At 46.6% G+C, this 18,794-nt stretch carries 18 protein-coding genes and 1 pseudogene; 10 read left to right on the forward strand and 9 right to left on the reverse strand.

Annotated elements, in window-relative coordinates; genetic code table 11:
• Positions 1-61: 61 nt before the first annotated feature.
• Positions 62-1,111 carry a DUF2860 family protein gene (locus NCTC9997_RS07320; protein ID WP_039044714.1) on the reverse strand — a complete coding sequence of 350 codons (1,050 nt, stop codon included), beginning with the start codon at positions 1,109-1,111 and terminating at the stop codon, positions 62-64.
• Between the two features lie 461 nt (positions 1,112-1,572).
• On the opposite strand from NCTC9997_RS07320, the gene NCTC9997_RS07325 reads away from it, so the two are divergent.
• The 3 genes from NCTC9997_RS07325 to NCTC9997_RS07335 all read left to right on the forward strand — a co-directional run bounded on the left by NCTC9997_RS07325 (position 1,573) and on the right by NCTC9997_RS07335 (position 4,812).
• A complete protein-coding gene (locus tag NCTC9997_RS07325) occupies positions 1,573-2,478 on the forward strand; it encodes a glucosaminidase domain-containing protein (RefSeq protein WP_167550131.1) in 906 nt (301 codons plus the stop codon).
• A 221-nt stretch (positions 2,479-2,699) separates the two neighbouring features.
• A complete protein-coding gene (locus NCTC9997_RS07330; RefSeq protein ID WP_071849687.1) occupies positions 2,700-3,641 on the forward strand; it encodes a DNA replication terminus site-binding protein in 942 nt (313 codons plus the stop codon).
• A 37-nt stretch (positions 3,642-3,678) separates the two neighbouring features.
• The gene (locus NCTC9997_RS07335) at positions 3,679-4,812 is read left to right on the forward strand and encodes a mechanosensitive ion channel family protein (protein WP_064977721.1); all 1,134 of its coding nucleotides are present in this window, start codon (positions 3,679-3,681) and stop codon (positions 4,810-4,812) included.
• A 173-nt stretch (positions 4,813-4,985) separates the two neighbouring features.
• Here NCTC9997_RS07335 and folM read toward each other — a convergent pair whose 3' ends face one another.
• Complete coding sequence (folM, locus tag NCTC9997_RS07340; RefSeq protein WP_064977722.1) at positions 4,986-5,717, reverse strand: dihydromonapterin reductase; 732 nt, start codon at positions 5,715-5,717, stop codon at positions 4,986-4,988.
• A gap of 138 nt (positions 5,718-5,855) precedes the next feature.
• Between folM and NCTC9997_RS07345 the strand changes: the two genes are divergently transcribed.
• Entirely contained in the window at positions 5,856-6,254 is a 399-nt protein-coding gene (locus NCTC9997_RS07345) for a hypothetical protein (RefSeq protein ID WP_064977723.1), read from the forward strand.
• A gap of 122 nt (positions 6,255-6,376) precedes the next feature.
• Here NCTC9997_RS07345 and NCTC9997_RS07350 read toward each other — a convergent pair whose 3' ends face one another.
• The 5 genes from NCTC9997_RS07350 to nikR form a co-directional block, all read right to left on the reverse strand.
• Positions 6,377-7,777: an amino acid permease gene (locus tag NCTC9997_RS07350; RefSeq protein ID WP_064977724.1), complete on the reverse strand. Its 1,401-nt coding sequence runs from the start codon at positions 7,775-7,777 to the stop codon at positions 6,377-6,379.
• Between the two features lie 691 nt (positions 7,778-8,468).
• Entirely contained in the window at positions 8,469-9,173 is a 705-nt protein-coding gene (locus NCTC9997_RS07355) for a hypothetical protein (protein ID WP_152136271.1), read from the reverse strand.
• A 177-nt stretch (positions 9,174-9,350) separates the two neighbouring features.
• The gene (locus NCTC9997_RS07360; protein ID WP_064977725.1) at positions 9,351-9,728 is read right to left on the reverse strand and encodes a COG4315 family predicted lipoprotein; all 378 of its coding nucleotides are present in this window, start codon (positions 9,726-9,728) and stop codon (positions 9,351-9,353) included.
• Between the two features lie 519 nt (positions 9,729-10,247).
• Positions 10,248-10,874 carry a transglycosylase SLT domain-containing protein gene (locus tag NCTC9997_RS07365; RefSeq protein ID WP_036769730.1) on the reverse strand — a complete coding sequence of 209 codons (627 nt, stop codon included), beginning with the start codon at positions 10,872-10,874 and terminating at the stop codon, positions 10,248-10,250.
• A gap of 240 nt (positions 10,875-11,114) precedes the next feature.
• Positions 11,115-11,540: a nickel-responsive transcriptional regulator NikR gene (nikR, locus tag NCTC9997_RS07370; RefSeq protein WP_010863552.1), complete on the reverse strand. Its 426-nt coding sequence runs from the start codon at positions 11,538-11,540 to the stop codon at positions 11,115-11,117.
• A 321-nt stretch (positions 11,541-11,861) separates the two neighbouring features.
• Here nikR and NCTC9997_RS07375 point away from each other — a divergent pair, with 321 nt between their 5' ends.
• The 6 genes and pseudogenes from NCTC9997_RS07375 (at position 11,862) to cspE (ending at position 17,195) form a co-directional block, all read left to right on the forward strand.
• Positions 11,862-13,391: an ABC transporter substrate-binding protein gene (locus NCTC9997_RS07375; RefSeq protein WP_064977726.1), complete on the forward strand. Its 1,530-nt coding sequence runs from the start codon at positions 11,862-11,864 to the stop codon at positions 13,389-13,391.
• Positions 13,391-14,371 (forward strand): annotated as a pseudogene (locus tag NCTC9997_RS07380) (ABC transporter permease); the annotation flags it as partial. The gene NCTC9997_RS07375 and the pseudogene NCTC9997_RS07380, both read left to right, overlap by 1 nt.
• A gap of 104 nt (positions 14,372-14,475) precedes the next feature.
• Positions 14,476-15,285: an ABC transporter permease gene (locus tag NCTC9997_RS07385; protein WP_010863555.1), complete on the forward strand. Its 810-nt coding sequence runs from the start codon at positions 14,476-14,478 to the stop codon at positions 15,283-15,285.
• Positions 15,285-16,112 (forward strand): ATP-binding cassette domain-containing protein, encoded by an 828-nt coding sequence (locus NCTC9997_RS07390; protein ID WP_064977728.1) that lies wholly within the window; start codon positions 15,285-15,287, stop codon positions 16,110-16,112. Before NCTC9997_RS07385 ends, NCTC9997_RS07390 begins: the two co-directional genes overlap by 1 nt.
• Entirely contained in the window at positions 16,099-16,689 is a 591-nt protein-coding gene (locus NCTC9997_RS07395) for an ATP-binding cassette domain-containing protein (RefSeq protein ID WP_047708541.1), read from the forward strand. The genes NCTC9997_RS07390 and NCTC9997_RS07395 overlap by 14 nt, the downstream gene beginning before the upstream one ends.
• Positions 16,690-16,985: 296 nt before the next feature.
• A complete protein-coding gene (cspE, locus tag NCTC9997_RS07400; protein ID WP_010863558.1) occupies positions 16,986-17,195 on the forward strand; it encodes a transcription antiterminator/RNA stability regulator CspE in 210 nt (69 codons plus the stop codon).
• A gap of 577 nt (positions 17,196-17,772) precedes the next feature.
• On the opposite strand, the gene NCTC9997_RS07405 is transcribed toward cspE, so the two are convergent.
• Together NCTC9997_RS07405 and NCTC9997_RS07410 are read right to left on the reverse strand one after the other, a co-directional pair.
• The gene (locus NCTC9997_RS07405; RefSeq protein ID WP_010863559.1) at positions 17,773-18,015 is read right to left on the reverse strand and encodes a DUF2960 domain-containing protein; all 243 of its coding nucleotides are present in this window, start codon (positions 18,013-18,015) and stop codon (positions 17,773-17,775) included.
• A 290-nt stretch (positions 18,016-18,305) separates the two neighbouring features.
• A complete protein-coding gene (locus NCTC9997_RS07410) occupies positions 18,306-18,761 on the reverse strand; it encodes an NlpC/P60 family protein (protein ID WP_010863560.1) in 456 nt (151 codons plus the stop codon).
• Positions 18,762-18,794 lie beyond the last annotated feature (33 nt).

The raw sequence follows: 18,794 nt of genomic DNA on the forward strand, positions 1-18,794 counted from the left end.
GGTGACCTTTTTACATTCTTACCGCGCTTTCAATACGCTATGCGGTAATTAGTTCGATTCATCAAAAGCGATACAGCAAACCGGTAGTAAAGTTAGTCAGGGTGGTGTTGAAGAAATTCACATCGGAATTAATTTCGCCGTATGCCACGCCTGCATAAGCAGACAGTTTCTTCACGTCAAAGATATTATTTTTGAACAGTACCACGTTGGCGGCAAAATCAGTGGAATCTGTTTTTTGGCCGAAGACTGGGTTGGCATCTGAATAATCGGTTTTGCCTAAATACAGGTTACTTACAATGTTATATTGCGAATCTTCAGAGCGCCAGAAATAACTTAACAAGCCACCGAATTGTGTATTGCTCATCGCATCGCCGTCCAGTGAGTTATCGACATAACGAAACTCAGGGATCAGTGATTGGCGTTGATCAATAGCATAGAAGTAGGAGACTTTGCTGGTATGACTCTTACCGCTACGCTTGAGCATGTTAACTTCTTGCTGAGTTAAGGTGCGGCCCAGAATTGGGTCGATATTGTTCAGCAAAAATTGGCCGCTGTTCTCGCTGTCGACCGAGATATCACGATAACTGTAATCGGCAGAGAAATTGCTGCCCATGATATTTTGCCAGCCCACTTGTACACCGTTGATATCACGGCGCGTGTCGCTGCGATCGGTGCCAATGGCGTACGGGTCTTGCCACACTTTATTCGGTAAACCGGAGAATACATACGATACGGAAACAATACCGCTTTGGCCTAAACGTTGACGCACTCCCAGTTGCTGAGAGAAGTCCAGACGCACGGTATCTTGGATCAGGTTACCCAGATAGAACTGAGTACCACTGTCACCCAGTGTATAACGCAAGTCGAGGTTAAACGCAGGGCTTACCTGATTCTTCCCTGAAGGATCACTAGTCAGGCTGTTAACTTGCTTGTTCGCACCATCTTCGCCGCTTGGACCAAGGTACAGGTTTGAAGAGTTGCGAGTTACGTTTACGCCCGCAGACACAAATCCTGACCAACCACTTTCTGTTGGAATATCAAATGGCCCCGCCGCATTTGCGTAGCCAGCTATAGTGAGCAAAGGGAGAGTAATTAGCGCTTTAGTCTTCATGATGATCCTGATTATAGTTATTTAGTGAGCCCACTCACGGATATTGCTTTCTCAATGTATCGTTAATGCATTGTTTTTCAATGCAATTTATGGGTAAATACATTTTCTTATTATCAGGCGCTTATCTTATACCGGTTAGTCATAGAATACTGTTTCGATATTGTTTCTCGCGAAATATACAAATACATCTGCAATTAAGTATTTACGCTACCAGCCACTTTGCAACATTAAAGCAAGCTCGTTACGCAAGTTTACATGCTGAAATGTGATCTTTGTATGACTTAACACAGATGATCGGGTACACCAAAAGACGGTTTTATTTGCTTATTTGTATTCGGCAGAAAATAACGGATTGTCCTGCTCAAGTGAATATCAATTCAACATGAAATCTGAATGGTTACCTTATCATTATGCCAATGAGTACGATTACCCGATCACGATTGAAAATGATATTTATCAGCATGTCGCTGGTATTTTCTTCAGTTACACACGCCGCTGAACATAGTAATGGCTTTCCTTCCTCAGTGATGAGTGAAAGCGCTACCCGTGACAGCAATATGCAAGCATGTGCAGAGCGGTTACACTTTGATAGTGTGCAAGATTACATTCACTATCTTGATACCCATAATATTGATATGGATAGTATTACCGAAAATGGTGTACCTGCGCTGTATTGCAAAGATTTGCCGTTGGACATGAAAAAAATCAGCGGTGATACCAAGAAAAATACATTTATTATGATCATGCTTCCGGTGATCAAAAAAATAAATCAGCAAATTGAAGATGACCGTAGTCAATTAATCAGTTTGCACGCTAAACAAGAACGTGGAACTCCGCTATCACCAGAGCAAAAACTGTGGTTAGAAAATTTAGCGGATCAATATGACGTAAGCAGAGGGAATTATCGTGAACTGCTACAGCGCGTGAATACTATTCCCGCCTCGTTAGTGTTGGCGCAAAGTATTCAGGAAAGCGGGTGGGGGACATCTTATACCGCGCGAGCGGGTAATGCATTGTTTGGTCAGCATCGATCGCCAGGCAATCAAAATTACACTGTTACCGTTGATCGTGGACGAGTGCATCTTGCTGGTTACGATACCATCCATAACGCGGTTTCTGCATATATCCACAACCTCAATATTAATCCAGCATACAAACACTTACGCCAAATTCGCGCTGATTTACAAGCGAGGGGAGAGCCGCTGTCAGGTTACCAATTGGCGCAAGGTCTTGTTCATTACTCCACGCGTGGCAAGTCTTATATCCGCGATTTACACCACTTAATTCGAGGAGCTGACTTGGAACAATATGACGATATCAGTCTGGCGGATAACCCACCGGTCACTGTTAGTTTTCAGGATGCCTAAACACACAATTCTGTGGTGTTAAAATCAGTGTGGATTAGTGATGTTATGCTGATAGATACGTCGTCTAATCCACCCTTTACTCTTTTATTTATCCTATCTTTTTAGTACCACATCAGGTAATCTTCTATATAGAATACCTTAAGTCATCATACAGTTTATTGATATACCAAAAGGGAAACGCTTCGCGTTGAACTATCCCTTTAAAAAAGAACTCATCACAAATGACAGATCATCTTAAAGAAACAAAATACCGTATTGACTGCGCGCTCGATGAGCTTGAACATTTTCTAACGGAAAACCCGCTACAAGCATTATGGTTATACGAGCTACCACAATGGAAAAGGGACGATGAAGGAACGTTACCCGATACTATCCCTGTCACTGAAATTCATGGTGGTAATGAACTCACGCCGCTACTCATGAAAATCTATCGACAATTTTATGCACCAGAACCGGAGGGAAGGGATGATGAACCTTCGACCAAAATCGTGCAGCGCTATCCCGGCATTGCCGTCTGCTCCGGTTCACATGAAGAATTAACCGAGCTTATTGGGCAAGTGAATCAAGCCAAAGACGCCTTCGCGGCGGCAATCAAAGCGGTAGGGAATCCTGATCAGCGTTTCGAAGCCGTGCATTCACGTTTCCCTATGATGATCACCTTGCAGGCAACTCGATATTTAAAAGTGTTACCCTGTAACACCACGCGCATCAGCTTTGCGTGGCAAAAACCCATTGCCTCAAAAAGTGATCACGACAAGCTCAACCGCCAGTTATTGCTAGAAAAGCTCACTCAAGAAAGGCGCTATCCACCGGTTAATATTGCCATGCAATTAGACGGTGATATTTGGGCGGCTCAAATCGAAGAAGAAATCGCATTGGTCGAAGCGCTGCCTGAAAATGCACGCTTGCGTTATCGCCGTGTGCTGCGTGAAGTTCCACAGGCCAATTGGGTGTATGAAACCTTTGATACCGAGCTGGGTGAGATCATTGAATTACGCGGTAACGGTAAGGTCAATTTGCCTCTGCTCACGACGCGAATGCCGGATAAACTCAAAGGGTTACAAAGCTATGATCGGCAAAAAGCCGAAGCAAAACATCGCCGTCCTGTAGCGAAAGGTAAGATTCTATTGCCGCGATTAGGCATCGAATTAATCCCTCAGTAGACTGAGCTCAGGTTTAATTTTATAAGGCCCAATCACCATGAGCGATTTACTGGTATTTCTGATCCAGCTGCAAAGCGTGTTTGATGCGCATGCTTGGCTCGCCCAAATCCTGATTGTGGTGATATTTACCGCGATCTCATTAATTGCTTGGTTTGTCTTTCGTAAGAAAAACCGTAATAGCCGTGACTATCACAAATACTTGTGGCGATTGTTTTGGCAAATCAGCTCACCGGTAATCTTGTGGAGCATCTTCATTCTGAGCAGTACGCAGCTACTCAGAATTGTCGCCAATGAGTTTATGCCGTCACTTAGCGGTATTATCGGTGATATTCGCTTATTTGCCGTGATTTGGGTGATGGTTCGCGGGATTTTCAAATACCTGAACTCGGTTGAGAAAGTGCAAATTATGCACGGCAAAGACTCAACTACCGTAAGTGCCATCACCAAGCTCAGCAAGTTCTCAGTGCTCTTGCTATTTTCGCTGATCATCGCCGATTACTTTGGCGTCAGCTTTTCTGGCTTACTGGCTTTCGGTGGGACAGGGGCCATCATCATCGGTTTAGCCGGTAAAGATATCCTATCGAACTTCTTCAGCGGCTTGATGATCTACATTGACCGGCCATTTAATGTCGGAGATTGGGTCAGCTCTCCAGATAGAAATATCGAAGGCACCGTGCAGTCGATCGGCTGGCGATTGACCAAAATCTTTACGTTCGATAACCGCCCACTGTATGTCCCCAACTCGGTATTTTCGAACATCAGCGTTGAAAACCCAGGGCGCATGACCAACCGTAGAATCACCGCCACCATTGGTCTGCGCTATGAAGATGCAGAGAAAATGGATGATGTTGTGAACGCAGTCAGAAGCTATTTACAGCAACACGATGCCATCGATCAAACGCAAGATTTACTGGTTAGTTTCAATGAATTCGGCGCATCATCACTGAATTTTTCCATCTACTGTTTCACTAAAACCAGCGATTGGGCTGAGTGGTTAGCCATCCAACAACAAGTCTTTTTGCGCATTATTGCTTTGATTAAAGAGCAGGGCGCGGCATTAGCATATCCAAGCGAAACCGTGTTTTTACAATCGGTACCGCTAAACCGTCCGGGAAATGCTGGTTCAGGTTCAAGTAACGGCGGAGGCGGTTCGGTGACTCTTAAATCCTAGCGTTGCGTTAAAAGATAACTGTCGCTAAAGCAGGCTGAAAATCAGCCAGTAACATCAAAGCAAAAACGGGTTTACTGGGACATTTTACTGAGCGCGAAACTTAGCACAGTACAAATGCGGTAAACCCGTTTCAGTTCGTGATGTGAGTTTTACGGAAAAACCTCTGGATCAACTCAGCGTATATGACGGCCACCATCAACATGCAATGTGCGTCCGGTAACGTAACGGCTGCTCAGCAAATACGACACCGCCTCTATAATTTCTTGTTCGCCCGGCGCGCACTGCATCACTGATTTATCCAAGGCTTTTTGTTTGTACTCGTCTGAGTCTTGCGGATTGAACATAATCAAAGCCGGAGCAATCGCATTTACCTTAACTGCTGGCGCAAATTTCTTGGCAAACGACAGTGTCATGTTCTCCAATGCCGCTTTACTCGCTGCGTATGCAATGTGCTTATCACTGCCTTTTTCCACCACATAATCGGTAAAGTGGATGATGTCCGCTTTTGGTGCAAAAGACTTATCTAACAGATGGTTAAGCAGATAGGGGACTTTGACATGAATTTGCATCATCGCATCTAACGCATGTGACAGTGTCACGGCATCATGTCCATCTTTTTCCCATGCCGAGGCATTGTGCACCAATGCGCGAATTGAGGCATTTCCCCATTCCTTCAGTTGCTGGGAAACCTGTTCTGCAAACTCGTTAATCCCGCGATCTGTACTAAAATCAGCATACAGGCAGCAGACGCCACGCTCGCGAAGCTCTGCCAATTCAGGGTATTCACTCCGGTAACTGATGATAACGCGTTTAGCTTGCTCGCTAAAAAAGCGGGTCAGCGCATAGCCAATCCGGCGCGCGCCACCGGTAATGATATAAACCTCATTGCTCATTTCTGACTGCATGACATGTATCTGTTCGGTGAAGGTGATATGCTGTATTGATATCCTGAAATGCGCCACAGCTCAACATCTGAATCGGATTTTTGCTTTACCACTCTGATAGATAAGGTCAAAATCAGAGAGAAGGAGGATTATCGGGTTATGGCAATGGTAGACACTGATACTGTCGAGAGCCGTACAGTAGTGACGTTTGACTACACGGCGTTTTTGGCTGAGTCCTGTAAGAAGAAATGGAGTTTCATTGATGCGATTTACAGTGTAATACCATTATTTGGATTTGTGCTTAACAGTCAGATAAATAAAGATAAAAAGACAGAGGATCGTTTACGTGATTTAGCGCTGCAAATTCTGTCTACGCAAATCAGCGATGAAAACAATATCGCCCGTCTGATCAGACTGGCCAAACAGCAAAAAATTACCCATCTTCGGGTGTGCTTGCCTTATGCGTTGAACGCATCTCAGCTTTCATCGATCGAAAAAGAGTGCCCAGCGGCACAACTTCAGCAGCAAGATGAGTTCCTTGATGTGAATATTCACTGAACACGTTGTGTGTCATTCAGAAGATCAATTCTGAGCATAGAACTTAGATAGCAGCTATAAAAAAACCGGCAATATATGCCGGTTTTTTTGCTCTCACATCGAGAAATGAAATGATGCTAGTGTTAGGAAATGCCTTGTGACAGCAACCATGCCGCTGGCAATACACTCAGCAACAGCAGGGAAACCCCAACGCGATCCATTTTCTTCAGTGGCGTACATTCGCAATCATTACGGCGCGCATAGAAGAAAATCAGCAAGCCTGGAGCATACATCAGCACTGACATCATCAGATGAGTCAGACCTGATGCGTACAGCAACCAGATCCCATAAATACACGCACCTGCACCAATCGACTTCAGCAGAACGCTTTGCTTTTTAATGGCCAACTTCAGCAGGAAAGCACCGACCAAGAAGTAGGGAACCAGCACCATCTCTGAGGCAATGGTCAGCAAGGTGTTATAGGTGCCACCGTACATGTAGATCAGCAACAGGGCGATCTGTACCGCACCGTTGGTCAGCCATAAAGACGCCGCCGGAGAACCGTTGGCATTCATCTTCGACAAGTAGCGCGGAAATGCACCTTGCAGCGCGGCCACGTATGGCACTTCAGCGGCCAGAATAGTCCAGCTCAAATAAGCACCGCACACAGACACAATCAGACCAAGACTGATGATGATTTTACCCATCGGGCCAATCATCAGATCCAGCATACCGGCCATAGATGGGTTACGCAGTTCGGCGACTTCGGCACGCGGCATGACGCCAACCGCCAGCAAGGTCACCAACAGGTAGATACCCAGCGCAGAGAGCAAACCCAGCATAGTGGCACGGCCGATATCATGTTTGTTCTTCGCACGCGAAGAAACCACAACGGCACCTTCAACACCGATAAACACCCAAACGGTGATCAGCATGGTTTCTTTAACCTGCTGCCAGATTGGTGTTTCTAAGGCGGCACCGGTGAAATCCAGATGGAAGGTTTCCCATTTAAAGAAAAACGCCGCCAGTACAATAAATGCACACAGCGGGATCAACTTCGCAATGGTCGCCAACATATTGATACTGGCCGCCTGCTGTACACCGCGCAGGATCATGGCATGCACAATCCAGAGCAGGGCGGATGCACCGATCAATGCCTGCCAAGTATTGCCATCACCGAAAATGACATGACCGGGAGAATCCGTGAAGAAACTAAGCGTCGCAAATACAATCACCAGATAAGAAACGTTAGCGATAACAGCACACAGCCAATATCCCCACGCCGAGCAAAAACCAACAAACTCACCGAATCCTTCACGGGCATAAGTAAAAATCCCGCCTTCCAGATCCGGTCGCAGCCTCGATAAATGTAGTAATGCAAGTGCTAGAAAAATAATGCCAACACCAGTAATGGTCCAGCCAATCAGTAATGCGGCGGGACTGGCCACGGCAGCCATATTTTGGGGCAGGCTGAAAACACCGGCACCAACCATGGAGCTAAGAACCAGTGCAGTGAGTGCACCAAGACCAAGTTTTTTGTTCAATGTGGGGAGATCCTGAAGAATGGTCTAAACAAGCCGGTAGGAGATTACCGGCCCCAAGCATTATATTTTTACGACATAAAGTTTTATCCGGTGCTTACGCTGCGAAATATTCTTCGATGCCATTGAATACTCGCGAATTTTACGCACATGCTTTGGCATCAGCAAAGTTTTTTTACCCATGAAGGACTGATTTCTCAGCAATTAAGTATGAAATCACGTTGTAGCGCAGCAAATGTAATCAGCTAATTAGCAATACGCTCAAAAACGATCGCGTAGCGTAATCAGCTTGTTGACATTAGGCCATTTACTACAAACCAAGCGCGTCAGAGGTGGCTAAAACAGCCTAAACTTTGGTTTCGCTACGCAAAAATTTGTTGGCACTGTATCAGGCCGATTTTCAGATTTCACATAGCGCGATCAGTCTAAATCAGTGCATGAGCGAGTTAATAAGATGAGTGAGTTATGTGAAGTGTCGATAACATTAGGCTAGTTACTCTAGAGCCACCAAACACCCAATCGGCACCACCGCTTAAGTGCGCACAATGTATATTATGTTAAATCGATAATGAAAAAGGAACTTCATGCATTATCCGCCAGCCAGACCATGCTAACGGATTCTCTAGATAACAATCTACTAACAATCAACACTCGCCTACTCCACCTATAAATCACTGTGATTTGCGTTCATTTTTCACACAGTTCTGTCAGCGATAAAATCCAACCATGGCGTCGGCAACGTTTCACTCAGTAGACGTTGTTGTTCTTCAGTTCGCGAGTTCCAAAATGGCTGCCAGAAATATTCCCACCAATATGCGAGTTCACCTTGCAGTGATCCGAACTCGTCCGGATTTAACTGCGGAAATGCCTCCATCGGCATTGGCGCTAACCAACAACTTTCCGATTGAATACGCTCAACACACTGCGTATCATTAGTCACTACCGTAACTATGATTCCCGCAAATGCTGAGTGCAGACACAGATACATGCTCGGAGTTTGATCAGATAACGATGACTCACTACCATCCCTAAAACGGTCATTGGCTAAACATGATTTTCGCTGAGAGGTTTGCAATGGCTGAGTCAGTAGCCGTTGTGCTGTTTGTTCTGGTATGACGGAATCCGTTGCATAGCCCAGCTGACTCAGCAACTCGGTGAGAACCGACATTTGCTCTGACTTGATCAACCAAGATAATGTCCAGGCTTGGAACTCAGGTATAGGTGACGCTGTTGCAAGCGGATACCCTACTCTTTCCGGCAAACTTTGCGTGGCATAAGGCATTAGAAATGGCAGTGCCCATTTAGGATAACGCCGGCGTAAAACATGCAATCTGGCTGCATCACGCATGCGCACTATACGTGAACACCATAACGCCAATATTCCGGTTGCGCCTTTCATTACGACTCTCTACATCCCTGCATTCTGAATTTTCTCGATGTATTATCCACTAAACATCTATTGAGCGATGTGCACTCAATCAGTAGTTCGCAAGCAAGAAAAAACCGGCTGAAGCCGGTTTTATGTAAGCGCCGATTCGCTAAGCGCATTCAACGTATTCATACGATCATCAAACGTTCAGTACGGAACAATGTGCCAAACTTCCTTAATCTTATCGCCGCTTTTATCGCCTTTTGCCTTATCCTGTGCATAGAGATAAAGTGGCTTTCCTTTATAGGCCCACTGATATTTGCCATCACCACGCGCCACCAGCGTAAAATCGCCCACCGGTTTACTGCCTGTCACCGCTAAATATGGCGGCCAAATAGCGGCACATGCATCAACGCAAGTGCTGGCTCCCGGCTTATCCTTATCAAACGTATATAGAGTCATGCCCGTTGCACTGACCATCATACCGTTTTCGGCATAAGCAGGTTTTGTGACACCGTAACCGGCATGAGCAACACCGGTTAATGACCAAAACAGTGCAAGAATCATTACCATCAGATATTTCATCTTTCCCCCTTGCCGTTCACGTTCCAACTAGCCAGATGACTAAGCATATCAATCACTCAGTCACCCTCACTTTACCCTGATAACGCTATGCAAAATCTGCTTATCCACACGAGGGTTTATCGTGGCAATTTTCGCAAATAACCCTCATATATGACCAAAAAACAGACTAAAAGTTGTTTTTTATCGCCCCATTACGCTATGCAAGCAGTGTTATTCAATCCACCAGCCGATCAAATATAGCTCAATGCATAGGTATTGCTTATGCCATTAGCTAAAAGCCCTATTTTTACTGGATATAACCCCCGTAAAATTTTATACCTCACCTGAAATTTGTTAGAAATCGATTAGTTATGGTTATGCCTGTACGTAAACCAAAATCACGAGATATATTAGTCCCCTGCAGCCGATAACACGCCAGAGTGAAAACAAAGGGAAAACAAGGAAGCGAAGCTAGGCAAATCACAGAATGCAGATAAAGAAAAACCGCCCGAAGGCGGTTTAAAGATAGAGAGATGAAACTCAAATAGAGTTATACACAGTCGTGAGCTTATAGATATAACGTCTCGCCTGCGCATCATTATGTTGCTGATTTATATAGCTATAAACCTGCTCTGGCGACATCCGGTTAATCTTCTGAATCGCTTTTTTCTTGTCCGGATGGAAAGATCGCAATAGCGCCCCAGCCCCATTACTGTAAGCCGCCATCATCGCATAACGCATGCTTTTCGGATGACGGATCCCCGCCAACTGCCGATCGCGCAAGATGCTCAAGTACGCTGTGCCAGTATCAATGTTATTGTACGGATTCAATAAGTACGCTTTCGATGGCATCCCCGAACTATTTTTGTAGACTCGGAACACTTCTCGTCCGGCGGTATCGCGCTTGATTTGCATCAAACCGATGGCGTTAGAGCGACTAATCGCATTCGGATCAAAACTGGATTCCACCTGAATCAGCGCCGTAATTAGCTTCTCATCCACATTATAACGGCGGGAGGCTTTCTTAATCGCCGGCATGTATTGTTTCGCACGATAGCTCAGTACATCACTGGAGTAGTTCGGTTTTGGCCCCCGATGACTCCCCTGTGAACCCGCACAACCGGCCAGAACCAAAGCCACGACTGCAATACCTAACCAGGACTGCATTTTTTTCATTGATAACAACAGATAATCTCCCAGAATATCCCGGCGCAAGAATTTCCGCGTAAGTTTAGCAATCTCAGTAACATGAACCGTATGCAGAATCCGTAATCTGTGATGACGGTCTGCTATTTTATATTTGTCTGACATGCATAACGCGATCGGGTCATTTTTTCTTTAACAACCAAAGTGTTAGTCAATCAGATCTAACAGATGTTCCCTTCGGTGTCAGGAAATCTCTTTTCGTCATGCCGGCACAGTTGCAGTACGGGTCAGCTGAGCAAATCGCACCCCTTTTAGCCCAGAGATAGCATTGCATAACTGCTCAATACGTGTTCCCACACCGCGAATAATGATGGTTTCCAAACAGTTGAAGTGATCGATATGTACATGTGTCGTGCATAACACATGCACATGATGATCGTGTTGGATACTCACCAGTTTTTCCACCAGCCCAGTTTGGTGATGATCATAAATCAGCGTTAGCACACCCACCAGCTCACTTTCGCCCTCTTTCCATTCGTCACGAATCATATCTTCACGAATCAAATCGCGGATATATTCGGAACGTGAACTGTATGCGTGACGTTGTAACTTAACATCCAAAATATCATTCAGTTGTTTTGGAAGAGAAACCGTAAAGCGCTGAGTTTCCTCGTTAATATTTGCCATATTCCATTCTCTGCTGAAACACAATCACACATTCAGGTAAATGTGACACCGTCATTTTCGTGACCTGACGCACTAAGTCATCAAATCTGATTTGTTACCATTTCCGCCAGTAATACTAAATTAGAAAAAGTATTACTGACTACTACCCGATGATGCACTTGATGAACCATTTCTAAAATAAAGTTCTTGATGCAGCACGTTGTCTACCACAATAACAATAGCCATAAGAAAGCACATATGATCTTACCACACTTACCTTCGAGCTTAACGGCACGGAAAGTAACACCTCTGGCTTCTGTTCTCGGAAGCACCCTACTCGCCATGACGCTTATCACACCAGCCGCGCCAGTCGAAGCCAGAACATTAACGCTAGCCATTGGTGATGGTCCCACCGAAGGTTTTGATCCAGTGATGGGTTGGTCACATACCGGAAACCCACTATTTCAAAGCACGCTAATCCAACGTACCCACGACTTTTCATATGAAAATGAATTGATTGAAAACTACCAGATTAGCCAAGACGGGAAAACGTGGACGATTACGCTTAAACCTGATCGCCTATTCTCTGACGGCTCGCCTCTTACCTCTAAAGATGTGGCGTATACCTTTAACGCCGCCAAAGCCTCCGCGGGAAAAGTCAATATGGGGCGCTTTGTCTCGGCAGAAACGCCAGACGCACAAACCGTTGTCCTGCACCTCTCGGCACCACAAAGTACCTTTATTAATGTACTGGCCTCGTTAGGCATTGTGCCCGCAGGTAAACATGGCAGTGATTATGCTTTCCATCCGATTGGCTCTGGCCCTTATACGTTGGTGAGCTATCAACCCGGCCAACAAATGATTATGGAAGCGAATCCGCATTATCAAGGCAAGAAAAATGACTTTGATAAAGTGGTGTTGCTGTTTATGGATGAAGACAGCGCTTATGCCGCCGCACAAACCGGTCAGCTGGATTTGGTGAAAATTCCACAATCTTTGGCTTCGGTACCCGTATCCGGGATGAAACTGTTATCGCATAAAAGTGCTGATAACCGCGGCATTATGTTCCCGATGGTCAAAGCCGGCGCCAAAGATAAAGATGGCAACCCGATTGGCAATGATGTCACTGCCGATGTGGCGATTCGCAAAGCCATTAACTATGCCATTAATCGCCAACAATTGGCCGACCAATTACTGGAAGGTCATGCCGTTCCTGCATTTAGCGCCGTGTATGGTTTACCGTGGGATGCACCGGATGTCGCTTTTAACGACGGTGATGTGAAAAAAGCCATCGATATTCTCGAACAAGCCGGATGGAAAGATACTGATGGCGACGGCGTGCGTGAAAAAGACGGTGTACGCGCCGAACTGACTCTTTGGTATACCGCCGGTGACACCACGCGCCGCGAAATATCACAAGCGGTGCGCGAAATGGTCAAACCGCTCGGGATCAGCATGAATCTACGCTCCGGAAGCTGGGATGAAGTCAGCCGCTATATGCATGCGAACCCCGTATTATTCGGCTGGGGAAGCCTTGACCCGAGCGAACTCTATAACCATTACCACAGTAGCAAACGGGGCGTGGAATTCTTTAATCCCGGTTATTACAGCAATCCTGCTGTTGATAAACAGCTCGATTTAGCGATGAATACACCGGACTGGAAAACCGCGCGCAGTTACTGGCAACAAGTTAACTGGAATGGAAAGGCCGGCGTCGGAATTCAAGGCGATGCCGCTTGGGCATGGCTGCTGAATCTGCAACATACCTATCTGGCTAACCCATGTTTGGATATGGGGAATGTGCCCACTGAGCCCCATGCCTATTGGAGTGTGCTGGGTAACATCACCGAGTGGAAATGGACATGTCAGTGATGTCCACGCTAAAACAGTGGTCAGCCAAACTGACCGGACTGATTGGTCGTGGCGTGCTGTTACTGTTTACCGTCGCGCTGGGCAGCTTTACGCTGCTCAGCTTATCGCCGGTGGATCCCGTACGTGCCTATATCGGTATGGATGCGCTACGCATTGACCCCGAACAATACGCTAAGATCGCTGCACGTTGGGGGCTAGATCAGCCCGCTTGGAGTCGTTTTCTCCACTGGTTAAGTAATATCCTGCAAGGTGACTTGGGCTTTTCTCAAGTCTATAACGCTCCGGTTGCTGAGGTTATCAGTGACCGTTTTCTTACGTCGCTGGGTTTGCTTGCTGGGGCGTGGTTACTTTCCGGTTTGTTCGGCTTTGCGCTTGGCGTGTTAGCCGGTCGGCGCAAAGATTCTCTGACCGATAAGCTAATTTGTGCACTCGCCTACATTATGGCGTCACTACCCGCCTTCTGGATTGGATTACTTCTTCTCTCTGTGTTTGCAGTACAACTGGCGTGGGCGCCAGTATGCTGCGCGCTACCAATGGGGATGTTACCCGAACAAGCCACATGGACGATGCGATTACAGCACATGATTCTACCGATGCTCACTTTAAGCTTAATTGGTACCGGTAATATTATTCTGCATACCCGCGCGCGTCTTATCGAGATCATGCAAAGTGACTTTGTTCGCTTTGCCCGTTCGCAAGGTGATAGCGGTTTACCATTATTGCGCTTTCATCTATTGCGTCATATCTCAGCACCAGCACTGTGTTTGCAATTTGCCTCTTTTGGCGAATTGTTTGGCGGCTCCGTATTGGTTGAAAAAGTGTTTGCTTATCCAGGATTAGGCCAAGCCACCATTGATGCAGGGTTACGCGCGGATGTCCCCCTACTTTTGGGAATAGCGTTGTTCAGCGCCCTCTTTGTCTTTACTGGTAACCAAATCGCAGAATGGTGGATTCGCTCACTTGACCCACGGCTAGCCAAATCTCGCCCTCAGCGTGACTCTTACCGAAACTCTTGCAATGAGCACTGCGATACAACACCGCCCCACATTGCAGCACTGCCAAATACACAAGAAGGCGCGCCACGATGACCCATGATCCACGCCCGGCCATCTGGAAGCTATTTATCGCGGGCGGCTTACTGACGTTGTTACTAGGCTGTGCGACTTACTACCATCAGGCAGACTTGCCCCTGAATTTATTAGCCAAGCGACAAATTCCTTCAGCCGAATACTGGCTAGGTACTGATAATTTAGGACGTGATTTGCTGATCCGATGCCTACAAGGGGTTTATACCAGCTGGCAAATTGGGTTGATTGCCTCACTCACCAGTGGCGCGATTGCCTTATGTACCGGCGTATTATCAGCACTAGGCGGCAAGCGTATTGATATGACGCTGCGCTGGTTAATTGACAGCATGCTGTCTATCCCGCATCTGATTTTACTGCTGCTGCTGTGTTTTACTTTAGGTGGCGGTAAGCAAGGTGTCATTATGGCCGTCGCGCTCACCCATTGGCCAAAGCTAGCGTTACTCATCCGCGCTGAAGTACTGCGAATCAAAGAAAGTGACTTCATTCGCTTGGCCGCCAAGCTGGGTAACAGTCGTTGGCATATTCTGCGCGTTCACTATCTACCGCTACTACTGCCACAAATCCTCGTGGGGATCTTGTTGATGTTTCCGCACGCCATCTTGCACGCCGCCGCGCTCAGCTTTCTGGGATTCGGTTTAGCACAACATGAAGCGTCGCTGGGTTTGCTGTTGGCCGATGCCTTGCGCTACCTCAATACTGGCGCATGGTGGTTAGCGTTGTTTCCCGGTTTGTTTCTAGTCGCCTTAGTGATGCTCATTGAACAGTGCGGACAAGCCGTACAACAGCTTTGGCAGGAGATCCTTTAATGTTACAGCTCAAACAGTTTGGTGTAGAGACAGCCTCCTACCGCTGGTTTGGTCGTCCGCGCTGGCAAGCACGCCTACAAGACATCAATCTACAACTTCATCCGGGAGAGCTGGTTGCGCTTGTAGGCGCTAGCGGTGCCGGAAAATCATTATTAGTACAGGGATTACTGGAATTACTGCCCCCTCATACACGCCGCACCGGCAAGATTTGTATCACTGAACTCACAGGCTCCGCTCAATCGCCATCGGGAAAAAGTCCCGTACCACATCGGTTATTCAGCTACATACCGCAAAGTGTCGCCGCACTGAACCCCTTACGCACTATCGGTGCACAACTACAACGAGCCGGTGAGCTTGCAGGTATTCCCCCCTCTCAACGCGAGCCACATATTGCATCGCTACTGCAGCGCCACCAGCTAGACGATGGGATACAACAGCTGCATCCGCATCAGATCTCTGGTGGGATGGCCAAGCGCACATTGATTTGCTGTGCCAGCCTGCATCACAGCCGTTATTTACTCGCCGATGAAGTCACCGCGTGGCTGGATGACGATAACGCCAGAGCCACGTTGCGCCATTTACGTGAACGTTGTGAAGCCGGATGCGGCGTATTGTGGATCACCCATGATTTAGCGCTCGCCGCGGAATATGCCGATCGCGTCGCGGTTTTGCATGCTGGCCGCTTAGTCGAAACCCTCTCGAGCACTGAATTGCGCCGTGGCGAAGGCAGTGCTTATGTACAAGCACTGTGGCAAGCCTTGCCACAACACGGTTTTCACGTCACCGATCCAGCTCAACTTCAGGAGCTTGCCCGTGCTGCAGGTTAAAAACTTAGGGATTTACCAAGATCAGCGCTGGTTATGGCGTAATTTCAATTTGCAGATAGCCGCCGGTGAAGTGGTTGGCATTCAGGCGCCTAGCGGGTACGGCAAAACCACTCTTGGCAGAGTACTCGCCGGGTGGCAAGCCGCGGATGAAGGTGAGATTCTGTATCAAGACCAGCCGTTGCCATCAAAAGGCTACTCCCCAATACAACTGCTACCGCAACATCCTGAGCAAACCTTTAATCCAGTACGACGCATCGCAGACAGTATCCACGATGCGTGGCACCCACCCGTTGAATGGTTAGAACGGTTAGCGATTGACCCCGAATGGCTGCAACGCAGACCTGACCAACTGTCTGGTGGCGAACTCGCGCGCCTCGCATTACTTCGCGCATTAGACCCACGCACAAAAATTTTAATTGCCGATGAAGCCACTGCACAGCTCGACAGTAATTGTCAGGCGCTCATTTGGCATACAATTTTGGGCCTTTGCAGGGAAAAAAAATTAAGTTTACTTGTGTTCTGTCACGATAATGCATTAATGACTTGCGTATGTCAGAGAGTTATCGGCTATACTTAATTTGCAGTGCGCGGAGTGCCGTCCTGTAGTAGTTATGGATTTACGAAAAATTTATGAGAAACCAAGCAAATAAGTATGTACAAGAGGCTAACCTGTGGTACTATCCATCTCGCCGGCCTGTAAAGCAGACCTTATTTATGCAACAATTTGATTCTGAACGCTTCGCTACACCGCTTAACTTTGTTAGTACGTTGTCCTGAAGATTTTCGTTCAATTGGTCATCATAAATATTTCTTTATTCTGGCTAGAACGCGCTATGCGTAATGTTTAACTTTTAAAGATTTTCAGGAGACATCATGTCTAAATCTACTGGTACCGTTAAGTGGTTCAACGAAGAGAAAGGTTTTGGTTTCATCACTCAAGATAACGGCGGTGCTGACGTATTCGTTCACTTCCGCGCTATCCAGAGCGAAGGCTTCAAGACCCTGGCTGAAGGTCAAAAGGTTTCTTTTGACGTTGAACAAGGCCAGAAAGGTCCTCAAGCAGCTAACGTAATCAAGCTGTAATTGAGTCCTCCTACGGAACTTCGGTTTCGTAAGACAAAAAGCATCCTTAGGGATGCTTTTTTTATGTCTGTAATTCTCATCCCCCCTACTCTTTGTTTCCTTTTCTTTCCCTAGAAAACTTCAATCCGGTCATCAATTTCTTTTAGCTTTCTTACGCTAGTATCCTTAATTACACTTTTTCTTAGCCTCTCCTTACCAAAAAGTAATTAGGGATAAAACACTGGCTACGCAATTCAGCATTTACTGCAATATTTACGAGCTTTGTTGAACGCTCATCCTGAACACAATCATCACGTAATATTATGTAGAACCGAAATTATTACTTATTGATGCGTTACTACACATTGTGTGCATAAATAAAGCAATTAAGAATGAAAAGAGATGAAGGAATAACCGAATGTGCACAAAAGCCAAAACACGGAAGAAAATGGGAAGGCAATAAAGATACGAGTATTAGGAATATTCAGCAGATGGCGCATTACGGGTAACATGCGCCATTGACTTTCAAAAGCCGAGAATCCTGTAGAATGCTATCTGTTAGGCAGAACGACTCACCAACAGGATAGCTACGCGGCGATTACTCGTCTTTAAGTAGCGTAATGGCCGTAAAACCAAGCTTTAAAAAGTAGTTCCGACGAAAATCCTTCACGGCTTTGGAGCCTTTCGAGGTTGCTGCGACCTGTTGCTCCATGATGATGAAGCTTTTCAGATCAATGCCTTCTTCTGCTGCCGCAGCCTCAAACATGTCGTGATATTGTGTATAGGCAAATGGGATTTCTTTCGAGACACCTTTATAGGTGTACGCTACTTTACGGGCCATGATGGGCTCCTGTCTTTTCAATCGTTACCAGTGAGCACTCAGCCCCACTTTCAGAAGACGCGCACTATAACGAGAATAGCCCCCTAAATTCAACCATTGCGGGCATGTCATCAGCAAGTTCTGCCTTCGCAATAATGGGCATACACACCACCATACCTAATCAGGCATAACGCACAAACAAAAACAGCCGTGTTGCACGGGTTACGTACAGCACGGCTGTCAGTGAATCAGTGTTAGCCACTCGCTATTTTACGAATGAACTTTGTGCATGAACTAACTGTAGCTACGAGTTATAGGCGACGAGATTGCCAATACGCCTGACGCCAGTATTGAGTATTCAGCGATGATTTAATCACCCCTGCCGATGTTGAGGCATGAATGAAGCTATCATCATCGGCATAGATCCCAACATGTAACCCATTCGGGCCTCGACCGGTACGGAAAAATACCAAGTCCCCCGGTTGCAGATCGTTTTTCGGTACTTTCTCACCACGACGCGCCTGCTCACTGGTTGTTCGCGGTAACTTTAGCGCAAAACGATCTTTAAACGTCACCGAGACAAACCCTGAGCAATCAACTCCACGCTTACTCATCCCGCCCAAATGGTACGGAGCACCATACCAATCATCCAATTGCTCATGTAGCGCAGCAATCACCATAATGGGATCGCCCAGCGAGCCACGAATCGGCGGCCCCTTTACGGTATCCGGTGTCGAGGAACAAGCGGCCAGCAGAGCAGATGCCATTATCAGTAAAGCAGGACGCCACAACGGGCCCTT

Source organism: Plesiomonas shigelloides (assembly GCF_900087055.1).
GTDB classification, from domain to species: Bacteria; Pseudomonadota; Gammaproteobacteria; order Enterobacterales; family CAMTGL01; genus Plesiomonas; species Plesiomonas shigelloides.